The sequence below is a fragment of the Paeniglutamicibacter psychrophenolicus genome, from assembly GCF_017876575.1.
GTDB classification, from domain to species: Bacteria; Actinomycetota; Actinomycetes; order Actinomycetales; family Micrococcaceae; genus Paeniglutamicibacter; species Paeniglutamicibacter psychrophenolicus.
This window is the reverse complement of the sequence record NZ_JAGIOE010000001.1, coordinates 1,471,954-1,489,814: the sequence shown is the minus strand read 5'-3', so window position 1 is coordinate 1,489,814 and position 17,861 is coordinate 1,471,954. Positions and strand designations below refer to the sequence as shown.

Genomic DNA, 17,861 nt, shown 5'->3' with positions numbered 1-17,861 from the left:
GGCGGTCCTACATGTTCATGGTGACCTTGGCGTCCTTGCGGAGCACCGCGACGTAATCCTTGACCGCGGCTGCCTCCTTCTGGAGCTTGAGCTGCTGTTCGAGCTCGACCTTCATCGTCTTGTAGCTTGGCGCCTTGGGCGCGTCCTTGTCGGTGGCCGACTGCTTCTTGAACTGATCGAGGACCACCTGGTACGCGGCCTTGGTTTCCTTTTCGGAGGGCCGGAAATCGCCCACCTCCTTGGCGATCAACCGTTCGACCTCCAGCTGGGTCTTCAGCTGCGCGCGCACCGCGTCCTCATTCAGGCCCTGGGCATCCATGGCCGCCAGGAATTCCTTGGAATCCATGTCGTTGGACTTGGCAACGTCCCCCAATGCCGCGTCCAGGTCCTTGGACGTGGCAAAGACCTTCTTCTTGGCCGCCTGCTGGATCAGCAGTTCGGTGTTCACCAGGCCTTCTGCCGTTTGCTTGCGCAATTGCTCCTGGTCGAGTTCCTCGCCGGAGAGTTGCGCCTGCTGCAGGACCTGGGCGAACTGGCCCTCGTAGATACGGGTGAAATCGGCCTTGGTGATTTCCTCGCCGTTGACGGTGGCGACTATCTCGGGGACCCCGGTGAGGTCCGGGGTCGGGCTTGCGGCATCTGATGGTGCTGCCTCAACGGCCGCGCTGCTGGAGGCGGGAGCCGCTTCCGGTTCGGCCGTGGCACTGCACCCGGTCATGAACGACAACGAGGCAACAAGGGCCATGGAAAGGAACCACTTCTTCTGCAACATAAACTCCCAGCATTTGGATCGACCTTTGGAACACTAACAGGCGAAACCGGGCGGCCGCTGGACACCCGCAGGTGTAGGCGGCCGCAAGACCGGCACCCACGGCCCGGAGCACCGCCGCTAGATCACGTTTTCCAGGAAGGCGCGGGTGCGTTCGTGGCTGGGGTTGCCCAGCACGGCGGCCGGCGAACCGGATTCCACCACGACGCCGCCGTCCATGAACACCACCTCGTCGGCGACGTTGCGCGCGAACCCGATCTCGTGGGTCACCACGATCATGGTCATGCCGCTGGCTGCGAGCTTTTGCATCACGTCCAGCACATCTCCCACCAGTTCCGGGTCCAGTGCGCTGGTCGGCTCGTCAAAGAGCATCAGCTTCGGTTCCATGGCCAGCGCCCTGGCAATGGCCACGCGCTGCTGCTGGCCGCCGGAGAGCTTGGCCGGGTGCAGCGACGCCTTGTCTCCCAGCCCGACCTGTTCGAGCAATTCGTGGGCCTGGGCAATGGCTTGGGCCTTGGGGATCCGCTTGATGCCGATGGGTGCGGCGATGATGTTTTCCAGCGCGGTCAGGTGCGGGAAGAGGTTGAAGCGCTGGAACACCATCCCGATGCCCCGGCGTTGCCGTGCGACCTCGCGCGGCTTCATCTCGTGGAGCTTGCCGTTGCGCTGGGCGTAGCCGATGAGTTCGCCATCGAAGTTGATCCTCCCGCCGTCGATGCGTTCGAGGTGGTTGATGCAGCGCAGGAAGGTGGACTTTCCCGAGCCCGAGGGCCCGAGCAGGCACATCACCTGGCCGGCATCGACCTGCAGGTCGATGCCCTTGAGCACCTGCAGCTGGCCGTAGTTCTTGCGCACCCCCTGGGCCTGGACCAGCGGCAAGCGGTTCTCGTCGGTGCGGACCGGGGACGGGGACTCAAGGATCGAGTTCATGATCTGATGCCTTTCTGGCTGCGGCGTACGCGATGGGCAAGGGCCACGGCCCGGCCGATGGGTGTGGGTCCCAGGGTGCGGGACCCCCGGCCGTAGTGGCGTTCGAGGTAGTACTGCGGCACCGACAGGATGGAGGTCAGCGCCAGGTACCAGATGCTCACCACGATCAGCAGTTCCACCTGGTGCAGGTTCTGCGAGGAGATCCGCGCGGCCACCGTGTAGAGCTCGGCCACGGCGATCAGCGAGAGCAGTGCGGTGTCCTTGAGCATGGAGATCGTCTCGTTACCCATGGGCGGGATGATGACCCGCATGGCCTGCGGCAGCTCCACCTTGAACAGGGTGAACAGCGGGGTCATGCCCAGTGAGTAGCAGGCCTCCTTTTGCCCTTGGTCGACCGAGAGCATGCCGGCGCGGACGATCTCCGCGGTGTAGGCGGCCTGGTTGGTGGTCAGGGCGATCACGCCGGCCACGAATGCCGGGATCAGCGCGTTGGTGTCCACGGTGAAGACCGTGAAGTCGGTGAAGGGAACGCCCAGGGACAACTGCTTGTAGAGCAACCCGAGGTAGCCCCAGAACACGATCTGCACCAGCAGGGGCGTGCCCCGGAAGATCCAGATGTACAGCCAGGCGACGGAGTTCAGCACCGGGTTGGCCGAGAGCCGCATCAGCGCCAGCACGATGCCCAGGATGGTGGACAGGACCATGGTCAGGATCGTCAGGGCCACGGTGAGCACCGCACCGGCCACGATCCGGTCGCTGAAGAGGTACCTGGCGATCGTGGGGTGGTCGATGTTGGGGTTGCGCCACAGCGAGGTTGCCACGCCGAGAAGGGCCAGCAGGATCAGGGATGCCAGGACCCAGCGGCCGGGGTGGCGCAGCGGGACCGCGACGATGTCGTGGGCACCGGGTTCCACCGCCACGTGGGACGGCGGTGCGGGTTGCCGGTGCACGGTGCTATTTCCCGCCATTGTTCACACCGGCCTCGGTCACGGCGAAGTCGGACAGGTCGTACTTTTCCATGAGCCGGGTGTAGGTGCCGTCCTCGACCAGGGACTGCAGTGCCAGGCGCAGCGCCTCGGTGAGGTCCTTGTTTTCCTTCAGCAGGCCGATGCCGGTGTAGACCGGGTTGTAGCCGTTGGGGAACTCGGGGTCCTTGACCAGCTCGAAGAGCTTGCCGTCTCCGGCGGTGGCCGCGGCGTAGGTGGCCACCGAGGCGTCCACGACGTCGGCGACGGCCTTGCCCGAGCGCACCGCGGTTTGGGCGTCAAGCTCGCTGGGTAGTTGAACCAGCTCGATCGGGGACTTGCCGGCCTCCTGGCACTTGGCGGCGAAAGCGGCCAGGTACTCGCCCTGCACCGTCGCCTTCTGGACGGCAACCGGCTTGCCGCACAAATCGATGATGGATCCGATCCCCTCGGGGTTCCCCGCGTTGACCAGGATCTTGAACCCGGCATGGAAGTAGTCCACGAAGTTCAGCACCTTCTGGCGTTCGGCGGTGTCGTTCATCCCGGCGAAGATGATGTCGTTCTTCCCCGCCTGCAGCGACGGGATCGAGGAGTCGAAGGCCTGCTGCTGGAAATTGAACTTGACCCCCAGCTTCCCGCCCATGGCCTGGGAGAGGTCGTAGTCAAGGCCGGTGGGGTTGTTGTTCTCGTCCAGCATTTCCATGGGCGGGTTGGGGATGTCGGCGGCCACGTTGATGGCCCCGGCGTCCTTGTATTTTTCCGGCAGGGCAGCCGCCGCGGCCGCATCGACCTCGACGCTCACCTGGGGTGCCGGGGGTCCCGCGGTGACCGGCTCATCGACGGAGCAGCCGGTGAGGGCCAGTCCCATGGCTAGGGCGGCGGCCGAAAGAGTGATCAGCCCGGGACGGTTCTTGTGCGATGTGGTGTTCATGGCGGTGCGGTTTCCTTTGGAAGTGGGAGTCAAGGAGGAATGCATAGGGTGCTGCGTGGTTACCAACGGCGCAGCAGGGCCGGCTGTTGGGTGCGCAGCAGGTCCTCGTAGGTTTCCCTGGCGACAGCGAGCGTGGAGGAGCCGTCGGCGCAGAAGACGACCGGCGGCTTGCAGGCCCCGTTGTAGTTGTTGGCCAGGGTGTAGGCGTAGGCGCCGGTGGCCGGCATGGCCACCAGGTCCCCGACCTGCGGATCGGCCAGCGGCACGCCGGCGGACATGAGGTCGCCCGATTCGCATTGGCGCCCCACCACGTCGGCGATGACGGTGGGTTCGGCGCCGATCTTGGTGGCCATCAGGGCCTCGTAGCGCTGTCCGGTCAGGGCGATGTCGATGTTGTCTGCCATGCCGCCATTGACGGCGACGAAGGTCTTGCCCGTGGTCTTGACCGTGTTGACCGAATACAGCGTGATGCCGGCGCGGGCCACGAGCGAGCGGCCCGGCTCGATGATGAGCTTCGCCCCGGCGGGCAGCAGCCGGTCGGCCGCCTCGGTCAGGGTGTCCAGGTAGGCCTCGACGCTGGGGGCGATCTCGTCGTAGGTGTATTTCACGCCCAGCCCCCCGCCCACGTCGTAGGTGTCGAAGGTGCCGAACTCGGCAACGGATTTCACGGCCTGCGCGAACGGCTCGGTGTCCAGCACCTGGGAGCCGATGTGGACGTGGATGCCCTCGAAGTGCAGCAGCGGGTGCTTGGCGATGCGTTCGATGGCGCGCGTGATGTCCGCGGGGGGAAGCCCGAACTTCGAGTCGTTGCCGCCGGTGACCTGCGAGGCGTGGGTGGCCGGGGTGATCCCCGGGATCATTCGAAGCAGGACACGCTGTTCCTTGGTGGCCATGGCCTCGAGGCGGTCCAGGTCGTCGAAATTGTCCACGATGATCGCCCGGATTCCCGCAGTCAGCGCCATCTGGATTTCCTGGTCGGACTTGGCATTGCCGTGCAGGTAGATGTTCGAGGGGCTGACCCCGGCGGTCAGCGCCATCATGAGCTCCCCGCCGCCGGCCACGTCGACGCTGAGGCCTTCGGCCTGGGCGATGGCGTACATGGCAACGCACGGCAGGGACTTGGAGGCGAAAAGCACCTCGGAGTTCGGGCGCCGGGAGCCCAGGCCCTGGACGAAGCGGCGGATCTGCCGGCGCAGCCCGGTCTCGTCCATGATGTAGGCCGGGGTTCCGTACCGGCGGGCCAGTTCGCTGACCGGTACCCCGCCAATGGACAGTTCCCCGGTGTCGGAGACGGTTGATTCCTCCGGGAGGATGTCCATCAACAAGTTGATGTCCGGGTGCTGCAGCTGCTGGGTCACTGTCATGGTGGTGTGCCGTGCTTTCTGGTGTTTCCGACCGGTCCTTGCCTCGGCAAGCCCCGGGAACGAATGTGATCTGCGTCAACTGTAGGATTGGCATCATCGAAAAAGTTCGTAGTGGAATCCAAGCTTCAGCTTGAGTATTTGTCCGATCCGCTAAAGACGTGTTCGGGACGAAAGGAATGGATCTCGTTGAACAGCTCCGGAGCACCACTGACCTTGGCCGGGCTCCTGGAAAGCCTGGGAGCCCCGCTGCTGACACCGCTCACCGGCGCCCAGGGCCTTGACGCCTCGATCTCCGTCCCGGTCATCCACGACCAGCTGGATCCACTGCCCGAAATTCCCGGGGGCATCCTGCTGCTGGTGGGAGTCGGCCCGGCCAACCCCGACCTGGCCGACCTCATCGGGCGGGCGGCCGAGAACGGATTCGGCGCGGTCGTGATCAAGAGCCATGGGCGGGAACCCGATGCAGCGCAACTGGCCGGTGCCGGCTTGCCCGTCCTGGTCGTGGATGACCAGGTTCCCTGGCTGCACCTGGACAACCTCATCACGGCGGTGACCAGGGGCCGTCCCGCAGGCGGCAGGGGCGCCGGCGCCCACGGCGAGGACCTGTTCGTATTGGCCAACGCCCTGGCCACGGCCACCGACGGCGCGGTGGCCATCGAGGACCTTGACCAGAACATCCTGGCCTACTCGAACCTCGAGCGGCACGCCGTCGATCCGTTGCGCCGCAGCGGCATCCTGGCCCGGCAGGTGCCGGAAATGGAGAAGAACGCCGTCCAGTACCGGGCCGTGATGCTCACCGATTCGGTGGTCCACTTCCCCTACGATCCGCTCGACGGCGAGTTGCCCCGCTGCGCGGCGCCGGTGCGCGCGGGCCGGCAGATGCTCGGTTCGATCTGGGTGATCGAGGACAAGGCGCCGCTGGGGCCGGACGGCGAGGCGGCAATCCTGGAAGTCGCCCGGCTGGCGGCCATCCACATCCTGCGCTCGCAGAACGCGGTGGACCTGGAACGCCAGGTGCGCACCGAATGGTTGCGCTCGGCGCTCGAGGGCCACGGTTCCGATCCGGGGACCTCGGCGCGTTTCGGGCTCATGGACGGGGTGGCACCGGTGCTTCTGGGTTTCATCTTCGCCCCGGACCCCGCGGGCCAACGTCCCAGCCACGCGTTGCCGCTGACCCGCCAGCTGGCCATTGCCGCCGAGCAGTACTGCTCGATCTTCCACCCCAATGTCTCCTCGGTGGAATCCGGGCGCATGGTCTATGTCCTGGTTCCGGCCATCGGCACCGCGCAGGCGGCCATGCGCCTGGCCGGCGGGGCATCCACCGCGCTGGCGGCCCGCTTGGGTTTCCAGGTGGATGTCGCCGTGGGCTCCGTGGAACCGGGCACCCCGGGCCTGCCCGAATTGCGCAAGGAACTCGAGGAGGTGGTGCAGGTGCTGGAGGTCCCCGGTCCGCGCGGTGCCGCCGGACGTGTGGTCGGCTCCAGGGACGTGAATGCTGCCCTGCTGCTGGACCAGCTCGCACGCATCCTGGAGTCGCGGCCCCGGCTGCTGCATCCGGGGGTGCGGGAGCTGCTGGAACACGACGCCGACTCGGGGACCGAGTACCGGGCGAGCCTGTCCGCATATTTTGCCGCCACCGGAGACGTGGCGGCCGCCGCCCGCGCGCTGAATGTGCACCCCAACACGCTGCGCTACCGGATCAAGCGCGCCACCGAGCTCTTCGGGCTGGACTTCTCGACCGGCGACGAGCAGCTGGCGCTGTGGGTGCAACTGCGCGTGGCGAAGCCGCACGCGTCCCGGCCGTCGCCTGGCCGTGCACAACGATGAGGCAACGTTGCTGCCACCGACCTATCCATGCGCACTCCGGTGGTCGACACTTGGTGCCATGAGATGGTTTGCCGGATGCGTGCCCGGCTTGGTTGGCTCCCTCCGTGCCCTGGTGCTCGCCGCATTTGGTGTGGCTGTGTTGTTTGGCATGTCCGGGTGTTCAGCCGTATTCCATCTATCCGCACCCTGCATGCCGCCTGCTTACACCCTGGATTCCAGCGTCGTTGCCCCGGGCGGGACCCTTGTGGTTTCGGCGCCCGAAGCCACCTGCAACCCGCGCTATGGCGATCAGGCCCGGATCCGCATCGACCTCCTCGATGAGCACCACGAGGTCCTGCTCTCGGTGTTGGCGTCCATGTCGGATACCGGTGCCTTCACCCACGCCATCGAACTCCCGACCATCCTGCGACCCGGCGACTACGGCATTTCAGCGTTCCCCGAGGGTGTGGATTGGTGCGACGACACCGGACGAAACAACAGGGTGGAGAATCCCGGATTCGGCACAACAGGATTGGGCATGCTGCGGGTCTCGTGCGCCGAGCCCTTCGTGGGGTTCCAGGTCGCCAGGTAGCAGCCCCACCCATGTGGGCGGCTTGGGTCAGCGTGTTTCTGGCTCTCGGTCTTGTCCGGCCGGAACCGGGTCCACGCGTTCCAGGGCGTGCGGCAGGAACTTGCGCGAGTTCGTCCCGATGAAGGCCAGCGACACCAGGGCCAGGGCCATCATGGCGAGCATGATCCAGGCGCCGTCGATCCATTGCGCGGCCACGGCCACGGCGGTCGGGGCCAGGAATCCCACGTAGGCCAGCGTGTAGAAGAACCCGGTGAGCTTGCCCAGCTCGTGGGCCGCGGCCAGCCGTTGGATCTCCAGCAGCCCGCCGACCATCAGCAGCCCGTTGCCGCAGCCCAGCACCGCGGATGCCACCAGCCCCAGCGCCGGGCTTGGCAAAAGGATTGCCGCAAGCAGGGAAGCCAGGCCCACGAAAACGACGACGGTGCCGGTGAGCAGCGAGCGGGCCGAAACCACGGTGTCCAGCCGGCGGGCCAGCGGCTGTATCAGCACGCTGCAGCCCAACGTGATGGCCACCGCGGCGGTGGCGTACGCCAGCCGCCCCTCCCCCAGCCCGGGGATGACGGCGGGGACGACGGCAAATCCGGTGGTGCCGGAGGCAAACACCCACAGCGCCGCCGGCGCGACCACCAGCCGGAACCGCTTGCGGGCCCGCGGGTTGGCGGCCTGCGCTTCCGCGGCCCCGCCTAAGGAGGCTCCTGCGCTGCGGGTCTCGGGCAGCCTGGCCACCACGAAGAGCACGGGAACGCACAGTGCGATGTGCACCGCGTACGGGAGGAACGCCGGGGCGGGGGCGTTGTTGGCCAGTAATCCGCCGACCACCGGGCCGAACCAGAACCCGGCGCTGGTCAGCAGGGACGCACGCCGGGCTCCCGAGCCTGCCACCGAGTGCAGGTCCCACGGCGCCTGGGAGAGTTCCTTGACCCAACTGGTGGCGGCGGCCATCACCAGGCCCGTGGCGACGCCGGCCATGAGGCGCCCGGCAAAGAGCGGAAGGGCCCCGAAGACCGAGCCCATCATCGCCACGTTGGCCGCCATGGACAGGGCCACGGCAAAGAGGGTGATGTGTTTGCGCCCGGTCCGGTCCGAATAGCGCCCGCCAAGCAACAACGCCGGCACCAGGCCCAGCACGTACACGCCGAGCATCGAGGTGACCATGACCTCGGAGAAGCCGTGCTCCTGCCGGTAGTACACCAGCAGGGAGACGAACTGGTTCGCGCCCCAGCCGACCATCATCAGGCTCAGTGCTGCGGGGAACCAGGGCTTGGGCGTGCGGGACATCGGGATGTGTACTCTTGGCTTTCGTTCGGCGGGGATCGGTGAAGAATTCAGGAAACCGTGCACGCCAGTGTTTCACGCCCGGCCGGCCCGGCCCGGCTTCATGACGAGCCGGCGGCTACCGGGTCGCTTCGGGCCGGGCCCGGCGCACCTTGCGGGACTCGACCCGCTCCAGGGCATGCGGCAGGTGCTTGCGCGAGTTCAGCGCGACGACGCCCAACGAGATGGCGCACAGCACGATGGTCCCGGCCATGATCCACGTGTTCGAGACCCACTGGGCGATGAACGCCACCGCGGTCGGCGCGAGGAACCCCGCGTAGGCCAGCGTGTAGAAGAACCCGGTCAGTGTGCCGAGCTCGTCGGGACCGGACGCACGCTGCAGCTCAAGCAGCCCGCCGACCATCAACAGCCCGTTGCCGCAGCCCAGCAGGGCCGCCGCCGCGAGCCCCAGCACCGGGCTGTTCAGCAGGATCGCTGCCAGCACGGTGCCCATGCCCAGCAGCACCACCGCGACACCGGTCAGCAGCGAGCGGGCATTGCTGGTCGTGTCCACGCGGCGGGCCAGCGGCTGGATGAGCACGCCGCAGCCCATGGTGATCGCCACCGCCACGGTGGTGTAGGCCAGGCGTTCTTCCCGCATGGCCGGGACCATTTCGGGGATGACGACAAACCCCATGGTGGCGGCCGCGAAGACCCAGGGTGCAGCCGGGGCGATGACCGCCCGGAAGCGCTTGCGTCCGGCGCCGGCGCGCGGGGCGGGGGCACCGCCCGAGGCTACCGGCCTTGCCACGCTCGGGACCGGGCGCGGTTGCCGCGTCCTGGTTTCGGGCAGCCGCACCAGCACGAAGAGCAGCGGGACGCAGAGCAGGATGTGCACCGCGTACGGGAGGATGTCGGGGACAGGCGCCCAGGCCACCAGCATCCCGCCGGTCACCGGGCCAAGCCAGAAGCCCGCCGAGGTCAGCAACGAGGCGCGCCGCGCCCCGGAGCCCGGCACCGAGGTAGCGTCCCATGGCAGCTGGGAGAGTTCCTTCACCCAGCTTGTCGCAGCGGCCATGGCCAGGCCCGTCGCGGTTCCGGCCAGCAGCCTGCCGATGACCAGCGGCACCGGGCCGAAGGCCGAAAACATCAGCGCAAGGCTGGCCGCCATGGACAGGGCCACGGCCAGGATCGCCAGCCGCTTGCGTCCGGTGCGGTCCGAGTACCGCCCGCCCAGCAGCAGCGCCGGGACCAGGCCCACCACGTACACACCCAGCAGCGAGGTCACCAGGACGTCGGAGAATCCGTGTTCCTCCCGGTAATGGACCAGCAGCGAAACGTACTGGTTGGCACCCCAACCGACCATCGTCAGGCTTAGTGCCGCAGGAAACCAGTACTTGGCGGGACGTGACATGGGTCGAGGCTCTTTCAAGTTTCTAGGCGATGCGCATCACAGGCATTGCACGCCAGTGTTCCACGGTTCTGCGCACCGCGTTGGATTGAAGACGCACCGCCGGCCGCGGACGGGAAGGAACCTGCCATGCAGGGGCGGACGTGACTGAAACGGTGCCCGATGCCCCGCCGGCGGCCCGGTATTCTGGATACCTGGCTCCACACACGGCTCCCCGTGCACGATGCACCGCGCACGGGGAGCCGTGCCTGTGGCAGGCGAATCGATCCAAGAGCAAGGAAACCACCACCCCATGGGCACAACCACCGACACACGGCCGTTCTTCCTGGACTGCGACACCGGCATCGATGACGCCCTGGCGCTGGCCTACCTGCTGGGTGCCGGGGCCAACCTGGTGGGCATCGGCTCGGTCTCCGGGAACACCAGTGCGGCGCAGGGGGCGCTGAACACGCAGAACCTGCTCGCGCTGTCCGGCCACGCGGGAATCCCCGTCGCGCTGGGCCACCACGACGCGCAGGCACGCCCGTACGGCGGAGGGGCACCCCACGTGCACGGGAACAACGGCATCGGCGAGGTCCAGCTTCCCGACGCGGGCCTGGAACTCGCGCCGGAGTCGGCCCCGGAGATGCTGGTGCGGCTGGCCCGGGCGCACGCCGGGGAATTGCGCGTCATCGCCATCGGCCCGCTGACCAACATCGCCGCCGCGCTGCGCCTGGACCCCGAGCTTCCGTCGCTGGTGAGGGAGCTGACCATCATGGGTGGCGCGGCCCTGGCCCCGGGCAACATCACCGCCGCCGCCGAGGCCAACATCCACAACGACCCCGAGGCCGCCGCGGAGGTCTTTGCCGCCGACTGGGAGATCGTGCTGGTGCCGCTGGATGTGACAATGAACCACGTGCTGGAGGAACACGACCTGCAGACCCTGGCTGCCAGCGAGGCCCCGGCCGTGCAGGCCGTCGCAGCAATGCTCGGCTACTACTTCGATTTCTACAAGAGCGTCTTCGGCAGGCGCTGCTCGGTCATGCACGACCCGCTGGCCGCCGCCATCGCGATCGGGAAGGTGCGGCCGACCTCCGCACCGTACGCGCGCGTGGTCGTGGACGCCACCGACGGGCCCGGGCGCGGGCAGACCATCTGCGACCTGCGCGGACGCTACAAGGGCCACCCCAAGCCGGACGGCGCGCACTGCCGCGTGGTGCTGGCGGCCACCGAGGACGCCATCGGGGAGATCGTGCGCGGCACGCTGGCGCTGGCCGATGCGTCGTTGGTGGTTCTCCCGTGAAATTGCCCGTTGCCGAACTGCACATACATCTGGAAGGAACGCTGGAGCCCGAGGCCATCCTGCGCCTGGCCGGGCAGAACAACGTTGAATTGCCGTGGCCCTCGATTCAGGAGCTGCGCGCGCAGTACGACTTCAGCAACCTGCAGTCCTTCCTTGACCTGTTCTACGCGAACATGGCGGTGCTGCGCACCGCCGCGGACTTCCACCAGATCACCACCGCCTACCTGACGCGGGCCCAAGCATCGGGAGTGCGGCACGTTGAGTTGTTCTTCGACCCGCAGGCCCACCTCGAACGCGGCCTGACGCTTGCCGAGGTGATCTCCGGGATCCGTGCGGGCCTCGACGAGGGACTGGCCCGCTGGGGCATCACGCACCGGCTCATCGCCTGCTTCTGGCGCCATGCCCCCGCCGAATCCGCGATGGAGATCCTGCGCACCCTGGTGCAAGAGAAGCACGCCGTCGATGGCATCGGGCTGGATTCCTCGGAGCTCGGCTACCCGCCGGTCCTGTTCCGGGAGGTCTTCGCCTACGCCCGGGAAAACGGCTTGCACGTCGTGGCCCATGCCGGCGAGGAGGGCCCGGCCGAGTACATCGTCCAGGCCCTTGACCTGCTGAAGGTCGAGCGCATCGACCACGGAATCCGCTGCCTCGAGGACCCGGCCCTGGTTGAACGGCTGGTGAAGGAGCAGGTGCCGCTGACCGTTTGCCCGCTCTCGAACGTGCGGCTGCGAACGGTTGACACCATGGCCGAGCATCCGCTGCGGCGGATGCTGGAGGCGGGACTGAAGGTATCGATCCACTCGGATGACCCCGCCTACTTCGGCGGCTACCTGGACGCGAACTTCGCCGCGGTCATCGGGCAGTTCGACCTGAGCCGCGAGGAGCAGGCGGTGTTGGCCAGGAACTCGATCGAGGCTTCCTTCCTCGACGCCCCGGCCAAGGACCTGCTTTTGGGCGAAGTGAACACTTGGCTGGGATCACGCTAGATTCAGGCCAAGAACCCCCGTGGCACAGCGATGCCCGCCCGGAGGGACCGGGCGGGCACCGCTATGTTGTTGCAGCGTATGAATACGGTTTGTGGCTACGGCACCAGGTAGTTGCTGTCCCGTGCGTCGGTGATGAGCATGTGCCCGGGCGCATGTCCGATGGCCAGTGCCGGCTTGGACTCCATGACCGCAGCCTGCGGGGTGACCCCGCAGGCCCAGAACACCGGGATGTGGCCGGCCGGGATGTCCACGGCATCGCCGAAGTCGGGCTTCGACAAGTCCGTGATGCCGAGCTCCTCCGGGTTGCCGATGTGCACCGGGGCCCCGTGCACCGCCGGGTAGCGGGAGGTGATGCGCACGGCATCGGACACCTGGGAAGCGGGGATCGGGCGCATCGACACCACCATGGGCCCGGACATCGACCCGGCGGAGGCACTGCGGATGTTCGACTTGAACATCGGCACGTTCACGCCCTGGTCGATGTGCGCGATCTTGATCCCGCCCTCCATCAGCGCGGTCTCGAAGGTGAACGAACAGCCCACGATGAAGGTGACCAGGTCATCGCGCCAGTACCCGGACAGGTCGGTTGGTTCTGCGACCTTCACGCCGTTTTCGTAGACCACGTACTTCGGCACGTCGGTCCGAATGTCCCCGCCGGCCAGCAGTTCCCCGCTGGTCTCCCCCGCGTCCAGCACGCCCAGGATCGGGCAGGACTTGGGGTTGCGCTGGGCGAAGAGCAACACGTCGTAGGCTTGGTCCCTGGGCACGATGATCAGGTTTGCCTGGGCGTAGCCGAGGGAGAATCCGGCGGTCGGCACGGCCAATCCGTTGCGGAACAGTTCACGTGCCTGGGCCGGGGAAAGTGATGCGCGTTCCCCGGCTCCGGGTGTTGGCGAATTGGCGGGTGTCATGACGGCTGGCGTCCTTTCGAGGGCGTGTTTTGGCTGGCGGGGATGTTGGCGGGCGTTCGGGCTTTGGGGCTAGGCCCAGAGCTTGGCCAGGCCGGCCAACGAGTTCCAGCCCAGGAACAGGGTCAGCAGCCAGGTGGCGACGCCGATAATCAGCAGCCACTTGGGGTAGACGTAGCCCTGCAGCAGGTCGCGGCGGCGCCAGGCGGCCCAGAGCAGGACCGCGAAGCCGACCGGCAGGATCAGACCGTTGAAGGCGCCGGCGAAGATCAGCAGCGTCTGCGGGGCCTGGCCCAGGAACATGTAGATGACGGTACAGACCGCGATGAACGCGACGGTGATCAGGTTGCGGGTGCGCTCGGGGGTGGTCGACTTGGTGACGAAGGAAACCGAGGTGTACGCGGCGCCGATGACGGACGTCAGGGCGGCGGCCCAGAGGATCACGCCGAAGGAACGCATGCCGATCTCGCCCGCAGCGTGGCCGAAGGCCTCGGCGGCCTTGTTGTCGCTGGTCAGCACGACTCCCCCGGCGACGACGCCGAGGATGGCCAGGAACAGCAGCACGCGCATGATGCCGGTGACGATGATGCTCAGGATCGAGGTCTTGGTGATGTCCTTGACGTTCTCGACGCCGGCGGCGCCGGAGTCGAGCATGCGGTGGGCGCCGGCATAGGTGATGTAGCCACCGACGGTGCCGCCGATCAGCGTGGTGATGATCAGGAAGCTGATGTTTTCCGGCAGGACGGCATTCTTCAGGGCCTCGCCCACCGGGGGCGCGGCAACGATTGCCACGTAGAGCATCAAAAGGATCATGATCGCGCCGAGCAGGACCACGATCTTGTCCAGGGCCATGCCGGCGCGCTTGGAGAGGAAGATCAGGATCGCCACGACGGCGGAAATGATGCCGCCGATCTTGGGGTCGAGCCCCATCATGGCGTTCATGCCCAGGCCGGTGCCGGCGATGTTGCCGATGTTGAAGACCATGCCGCCGATGAAGACCAGCGCGGCCAGGATCCAGCCGATGCCGGGGAGCACCTTGTTGCCTAGTTCCTGGGCGCGGAGGCCCGAGACGCCGATGATCCGCCACACGTTCAGCTGGACGGCGATGTCCACCAGGATGGAGACGACGATCGCGAAGGCGAAGGAGGCGCCGATCTGGACCGTGAATTCGGTGGTCTGGGTGATGAAGCCGGGCCCAATGGCGCTGGTGGCCATGAGGAACATGGCGCCAAGCATTGCTGTGCGCCTGGCGGAAGTGCTGAGCTTCGGTTTCGTGCTTGGAGTGGCCATGATTCCATCCGTCGGGGGTGCGGGTGACAGCTGTCACAAGTGGGGAGCGATGAAAGGTACATTACAGGTTGTTGAACAATCATGGCAATAGGTTGTTCAACAATTTACTTCGCCTTCCTCCTCGCTCCCGTTCCGCCGGCACCGCCTGATGCACCCCGAAACCAGGGCATGACAAGGGCCTGCCATCCCTGAAGGCAGGCGCATCCCCCAGGCCGGGGAGGGTTCAATTTGTCGCGGTTCAGGCCCCGTGTTCGTAGGTCAGGCAGTCGGCATTGTCGGCCCCGGGGCCCACGCGCACCGACTCCGCGCCACACATCAGGTGGTCGTTGTGGACGCATTCGACCCGCTGGCAGGCGCCCACCGAGGCCAGGATCTTGGGCAGGCCGCCGTGCGAGCCGGTGTCGATGAACGTGGCGCACTGGGCGTGGTCGGCGTTTCCGCCGATGGTGATGCCCGCTGCACCGCAATGGGTGTGGTCGTTGAACGAGCAATTTGACACCGAACACTCGGTGACGGACGCGGTGACGGTCATGATGCACTCCTGGAACGGGCGGCCACGCGGAATTCGAACCGCTCTGCCTACCAAGATAACCCCAAAGAGGTGCAAGAAATTAGTGCAGTTTCCGGGCCCTAATCGGGGTCGTTGCTACCCACGGGTACGCGGTTTGCGGCCGCCTATTCCGTGCACCGGGCATGACCCAATCCGCCCGGCCCGCAAGCGCCGGGGTGACGGGCCTCACGCACGCGGGGCTCCGGCTGTAGCCTGAAGACGTGAAGTTTCTCAACGATGTGCGCCCCGCCCACGACCTGACCTACAGCGACACCTTCATGGTTCCCTCGCGATCGGCGGTGGTGTCCCGCTCCGGGGTGGACCTTGCCACCCCCGATCGCGTGGGGACCTCCATTCCGCTGGTGGTCTCCAACATGACGGCCGTCGCCGGCAAGCGCATGGCCGAAACCGTCGCCCGCCGCGGCGGGGTCACGATCCTGCCCCAGGACATCTCCCTGGCCGCCCTCACCGACATGGTCACGAAGGTCAAGGCCGCACACACCGTCTTTGAAACGCCCATCACCGTGGATGTCAACGACTCGGTCTCCACCGCGCTGGCCCTGCTGGGCAAGCGCTCCCACGGTGCGGCGGTGGTGCTCGACGGGCACCGCCCGGTGGGCATCGTCGCGGAAAAGGACTGCTTCGAGGTCGACCGCTTCACCCCGATCAACAAGGTCATGACCCCGGACATCGTCACGGTGGCCAAGGACGCGGACCTTGACTCGGTGTTCGACACCCTGGCCATCCGGCACCTGGGCATGGTCCCGGTGCTCGATGGCGAGCACCTGGCCGGCGTGCTGACGCGCAAGGGCGTGCTGCGCTCCGGGCTATACACCCCGGCGGTCGACCCGGACGGCCGGCTCATGGTCGGTGCGGCCGTGGGCATCAACGGAGACGTCGGTTCCAAGACCGCCGAACTGCTCGAGGCCGGAGTGGATGTGATCGTGCTGGACACCGCCCACGGGCACCAGGAAAAGATGATCGAGGCCCTGCCGCTGGCGGTCGCCGCCCGCGACGCCTTTGCCCGGCGCACCGGACGCCGGATCCAGATTGCTGCAGGAAACGTGGTCACGGCCGCAGGAACCCGCGACCTGGCCGCGGCCGGCGCCGACATCCTGAAGGTCGGGGTGGGGCCAGGGGCCATGTGCACCACCCGGATGATGACCGGGGTGGGGCGCCCGCAATTCTCCGCGGTCCTGGAATGCGCCGACGCCGCGCGCCAGGCCGGGGTCGAGGTGTGGGCCGACGGCGGGGTCAAGTACCCGCGCGACGTGGCCCTGGCGCTGGCCGCCGGAGCCGCCAGCGTGATGATCGGCTCCTGGTTCGCCGGGACCTACGAATCGGCCGGGGACCTGGCCTCCGACGGCGAGGGCCGGCTCTACAAGGAGAGCTTCGGCATGGCCTCGGCGCGCGCGGTGCAGCAACGAACCCGGCACCAGTCTGCCCTCGAGCGAGCCCGCGCCGCGCTCTTCGAGGAGGGGATCTCGCATTCGCGCATGTACCTGGATACGCAGCGACCGGGCGTGGAGGACCTGATCGATTCGATCGTTTCCGGGGTCCGCTCGTCCTTCAGCTACGCCGGGGCAGCCTCGATCGCCGAGTTCCGCGAGCGCGTCATCGTCGGGGTGCAGTCCGCCGCCGGCTACGAGGAGGGACGCCCGCGCGAGGTGTCCTGGTAGGACGGGGCTACAGCCAGGGCACCGCGCCCTGGCTGTGCTCGAAGACCAGCGAGGTCTGGGTGGTGGCCACCGCCGGGTTCGCCGAGAGGTTGTCCAGCACGAACTGGCGCACGTCCTTGGAGTCGCGCACCGCCACGTGGATCAGGAAGTCGTCGGCACCGCCCAGGAAGAAAAGCTGGGTGACCCCGGGCTTGGCGCGCATTTCCTCGGCAAAGGAGGACATCAGGTGGCGGGCGCCGGGGCGGATCTTCACGAAGATCAACGCCTCGAGCGCGTGCCCCAGCACCTCGGGGTCGATTTCGAGGGTGAAGCGGCGGATGACCCCGGCCGAGCGCAGGGCGTTGAGCCGGGCCAGGCAGGTGGAGGGGGCGATGCCCAGTTCCTCGGCGAGCGAGTTGTTGGTGCGGCGTGCGTTCTCCGTGAGCATGCGCAGCAGCCCGCGGTCGATGTCGTCCAGCTCCACGGGGTTGGACTGGCGAATATTCCTTTGAGTGATGGCCATGCCGGTACCCAGCTTTCGCACTAAAACATTGGTTTCCTGAATCGTACCGACGAATATTTGCCAAAGCGCTCAACGCGCCGCAGGAAGAACACGACAGTGCGTCCACTCAATGCCCGGACCCCGTGGCCGGGCCGGTTGCGGGAGCCTGCGTCAGGAGTTTTGCCGGCGGTAGCGAATCCACGCCAGGGTCGTGATCGCCAGCACCAGCGCCCCCGCCACGATCCACTGCCAACCCAGGGCCATCCAGGCGTAGATCACTGCCATGCCCACGGTGGAATAGATGGTGGCCCAGATCAGGCAGCCGACAACGGCCGCCGGGAGGTAGCGCTGCACCGGCATCCGGGCGACACCAGCGCTGGCGTTGACCGCGGTCTGGATGCCCACGGTCATGAACGACAGCGGTATGGCAAAGATGCCCCAGCGCTGGATGAAGCGTTCGGCCCGCTGGTAGATCGGCCCGGTGAGCACATGCTGGAAGCGGGTGTGCTTCACCCCGGCGGCGATGCCGCGGCCCAGCCAGTAGGTGGTGTTCGCACGGGCCATGGAAAGCAGGAACAGAAAGGCAAACGCCCAGCCGAAGGGTGCGTCTTTTAACCAGTCCATGGTTCCCAGCCTATCTGTGCCGGGCCGCGGAACCTGACT

Annotated in this window: 17 protein-coding genes; 5 read left to right on the top strand and 12 right to left on the bottom strand. The window is 67.1% G+C overall.

Annotated elements, in window-relative coordinates:
• Positions 1-7: 7 nt before the first annotated feature.
• The 5 genes from JOF46_RS06585 to lysA all read right to left on the bottom strand — a co-directional run bounded on the left by JOF46_RS06585 (position 8) and on the right by lysA (position 4,959).
• On the bottom strand, positions 8-772 hold the full coding sequence (locus JOF46_RS06585; protein ID WP_209906590.1) for a SurA N-terminal domain-containing protein: 765 nt from the start codon (positions 770-772) through the stop codon (positions 8-10).
• A 117-nt stretch (positions 773-889) separates the two neighbouring features.
• Positions 890-1,699 (bottom strand): amino acid ABC transporter ATP-binding protein, encoded by an 810-nt coding sequence (locus tag JOF46_RS06580; protein WP_281070094.1) that lies wholly within the window; start codon positions 1,697-1,699, stop codon positions 890-892.
• The gene (locus tag JOF46_RS06575) at positions 1,696-2,649 is read right to left on the bottom strand and encodes an amino acid ABC transporter permease (RefSeq protein WP_342592381.1); all 954 of its coding nucleotides are present in this window, start codon (positions 2,647-2,649) and stop codon (positions 1,696-1,698) included. The genes JOF46_RS06580 and JOF46_RS06575 overlap by 4 nt, the downstream gene beginning before the upstream one ends.
• A gap of 4 nt (positions 2,650-2,653) precedes the next feature.
• On the bottom strand, positions 2,654-3,595 hold the full coding sequence (locus JOF46_RS06570; protein WP_209906588.1) for an ABC transporter substrate-binding protein: 942 nt from the start codon (positions 3,593-3,595) through the stop codon (positions 2,654-2,656).
• A 59-nt stretch (positions 3,596-3,654) separates the two neighbouring features.
• On the bottom strand, positions 3,655-4,959 hold the full coding sequence (gene lysA, locus JOF46_RS06565; RefSeq protein WP_209906587.1) for a diaminopimelate decarboxylase: 1,305 nt from the start codon (positions 4,957-4,959) through the stop codon (positions 3,655-3,657).
• A gap of 186 nt (positions 4,960-5,145) precedes the next feature.
• Here lysA and JOF46_RS06560 point away from each other — a divergent pair, with 186 nt between their 5' ends.
• On the top strand, positions 5,146-6,786 hold the full coding sequence (locus JOF46_RS06560; RefSeq protein ID WP_209906586.1) for a helix-turn-helix domain-containing protein: 1,641 nt from the start codon (positions 5,146-5,148) through the stop codon (positions 6,784-6,786).
• Between the two features lie 190 nt (positions 6,787-6,976).
• Complete coding sequence (locus JOF46_RS06555; protein ID WP_209906585.1) at positions 6,977-7,357, top strand: hypothetical protein; 381 nt, start codon at positions 6,977-6,979, stop codon at positions 7,355-7,357.
• A 27-nt stretch (positions 7,358-7,384) separates the two neighbouring features.
• Here JOF46_RS06555 and JOF46_RS06550 read toward each other — a convergent pair whose 3' ends face one another.
• Positions 7,385-8,635: an MFS transporter gene (locus JOF46_RS06550; RefSeq protein WP_209906584.1), complete on the bottom strand. Its 1,251-nt coding sequence runs from the start codon at positions 8,633-8,635 to the stop codon at positions 7,385-7,387.
• Positions 8,636-8,750: 115 nt separating this feature from the next.
• Positions 8,751-10,025, bottom strand: a complete 1,275-nt coding sequence (locus JOF46_RS06545; RefSeq protein WP_209906583.1) for an MFS transporter — start codon at positions 10,023-10,025, stop codon at positions 8,751-8,753.
• A 289-nt stretch (positions 10,026-10,314) separates the two neighbouring features.
• Between JOF46_RS06545 and JOF46_RS06540 the strand changes: the two genes are divergently transcribed.
• Positions 10,315-11,304, top strand: coding sequence for a nucleoside hydrolase (locus tag JOF46_RS06540; protein ID WP_209906582.1), 990 nt, complete (start codon positions 10,315-10,317; stop codon positions 11,302-11,304).
• Entirely contained in the window at positions 11,301-12,290 is a 990-nt protein-coding gene (locus JOF46_RS06535) for an adenosine deaminase (protein ID WP_209906581.1), read from the top strand. The genes JOF46_RS06540 and JOF46_RS06535 overlap by 4 nt, the downstream gene beginning before the upstream one ends.
• Before the next feature lie 95 nt (positions 12,291-12,385).
• Here the strand turns inward: JOF46_RS06535 and JOF46_RS06530 are convergent, their stop codons facing one another.
• The 3 genes from JOF46_RS06530 to JOF46_RS06520 all read right to left on the bottom strand — a co-directional run bounded on the left by JOF46_RS06530 (position 12,386) and on the right by JOF46_RS06520 (position 15,020).
• Positions 12,386-13,201: a putative hydro-lyase gene (locus JOF46_RS06530; protein ID WP_209906580.1), complete on the bottom strand. Its 816-nt coding sequence runs from the start codon at positions 13,199-13,201 to the stop codon at positions 12,386-12,388.
• 69 nt (positions 13,202-13,270) lie between these two features.
• Complete coding sequence (locus JOF46_RS06525) at positions 13,271-14,488, bottom strand: NRAMP family divalent metal transporter (protein WP_245348032.1); 1,218 nt, start codon at positions 14,486-14,488, stop codon at positions 13,271-13,273.
• Positions 14,489-14,726: 238 nt separating this feature from the next.
• Positions 14,727-15,020 (bottom strand): DUF1540 domain-containing protein, encoded by a 294-nt coding sequence (locus JOF46_RS06520; protein ID WP_209906579.1) that lies wholly within the window; start codon positions 15,018-15,020, stop codon positions 14,727-14,729.
• A gap of 239 nt (positions 15,021-15,259) precedes the next feature.
• Between JOF46_RS06520 and JOF46_RS06515 the strand changes: the two genes are divergently transcribed.
• On the top strand, positions 15,260-16,717 hold the full coding sequence (locus JOF46_RS06515) for a GuaB1 family IMP dehydrogenase-related protein (RefSeq protein ID WP_209906578.1): 1,458 nt from the start codon (positions 15,260-15,262) through the stop codon (positions 16,715-16,717).
• A 7-nt stretch (positions 16,718-16,724) separates the two neighbouring features.
• On the opposite strand, the gene JOF46_RS06510 is transcribed toward JOF46_RS06515, so the two are convergent.
• Complete coding sequence (locus tag JOF46_RS06510; RefSeq protein WP_071214487.1) at positions 16,725-17,219, bottom strand: Lrp/AsnC family transcriptional regulator; 495 nt, start codon at positions 17,217-17,219, stop codon at positions 16,725-16,727.
• Between the two features lie 150 nt (positions 17,220-17,369).
• The gene (locus JOF46_RS06505) at positions 17,370-17,822 is read right to left on the bottom strand and encodes a DedA family protein (protein WP_209906577.1); all 453 of its coding nucleotides are present in this window, start codon (positions 17,820-17,822) and stop codon (positions 17,370-17,372) included.
• Between the last annotated feature and the right edge of the window lie 39 nt (positions 17,823-17,861).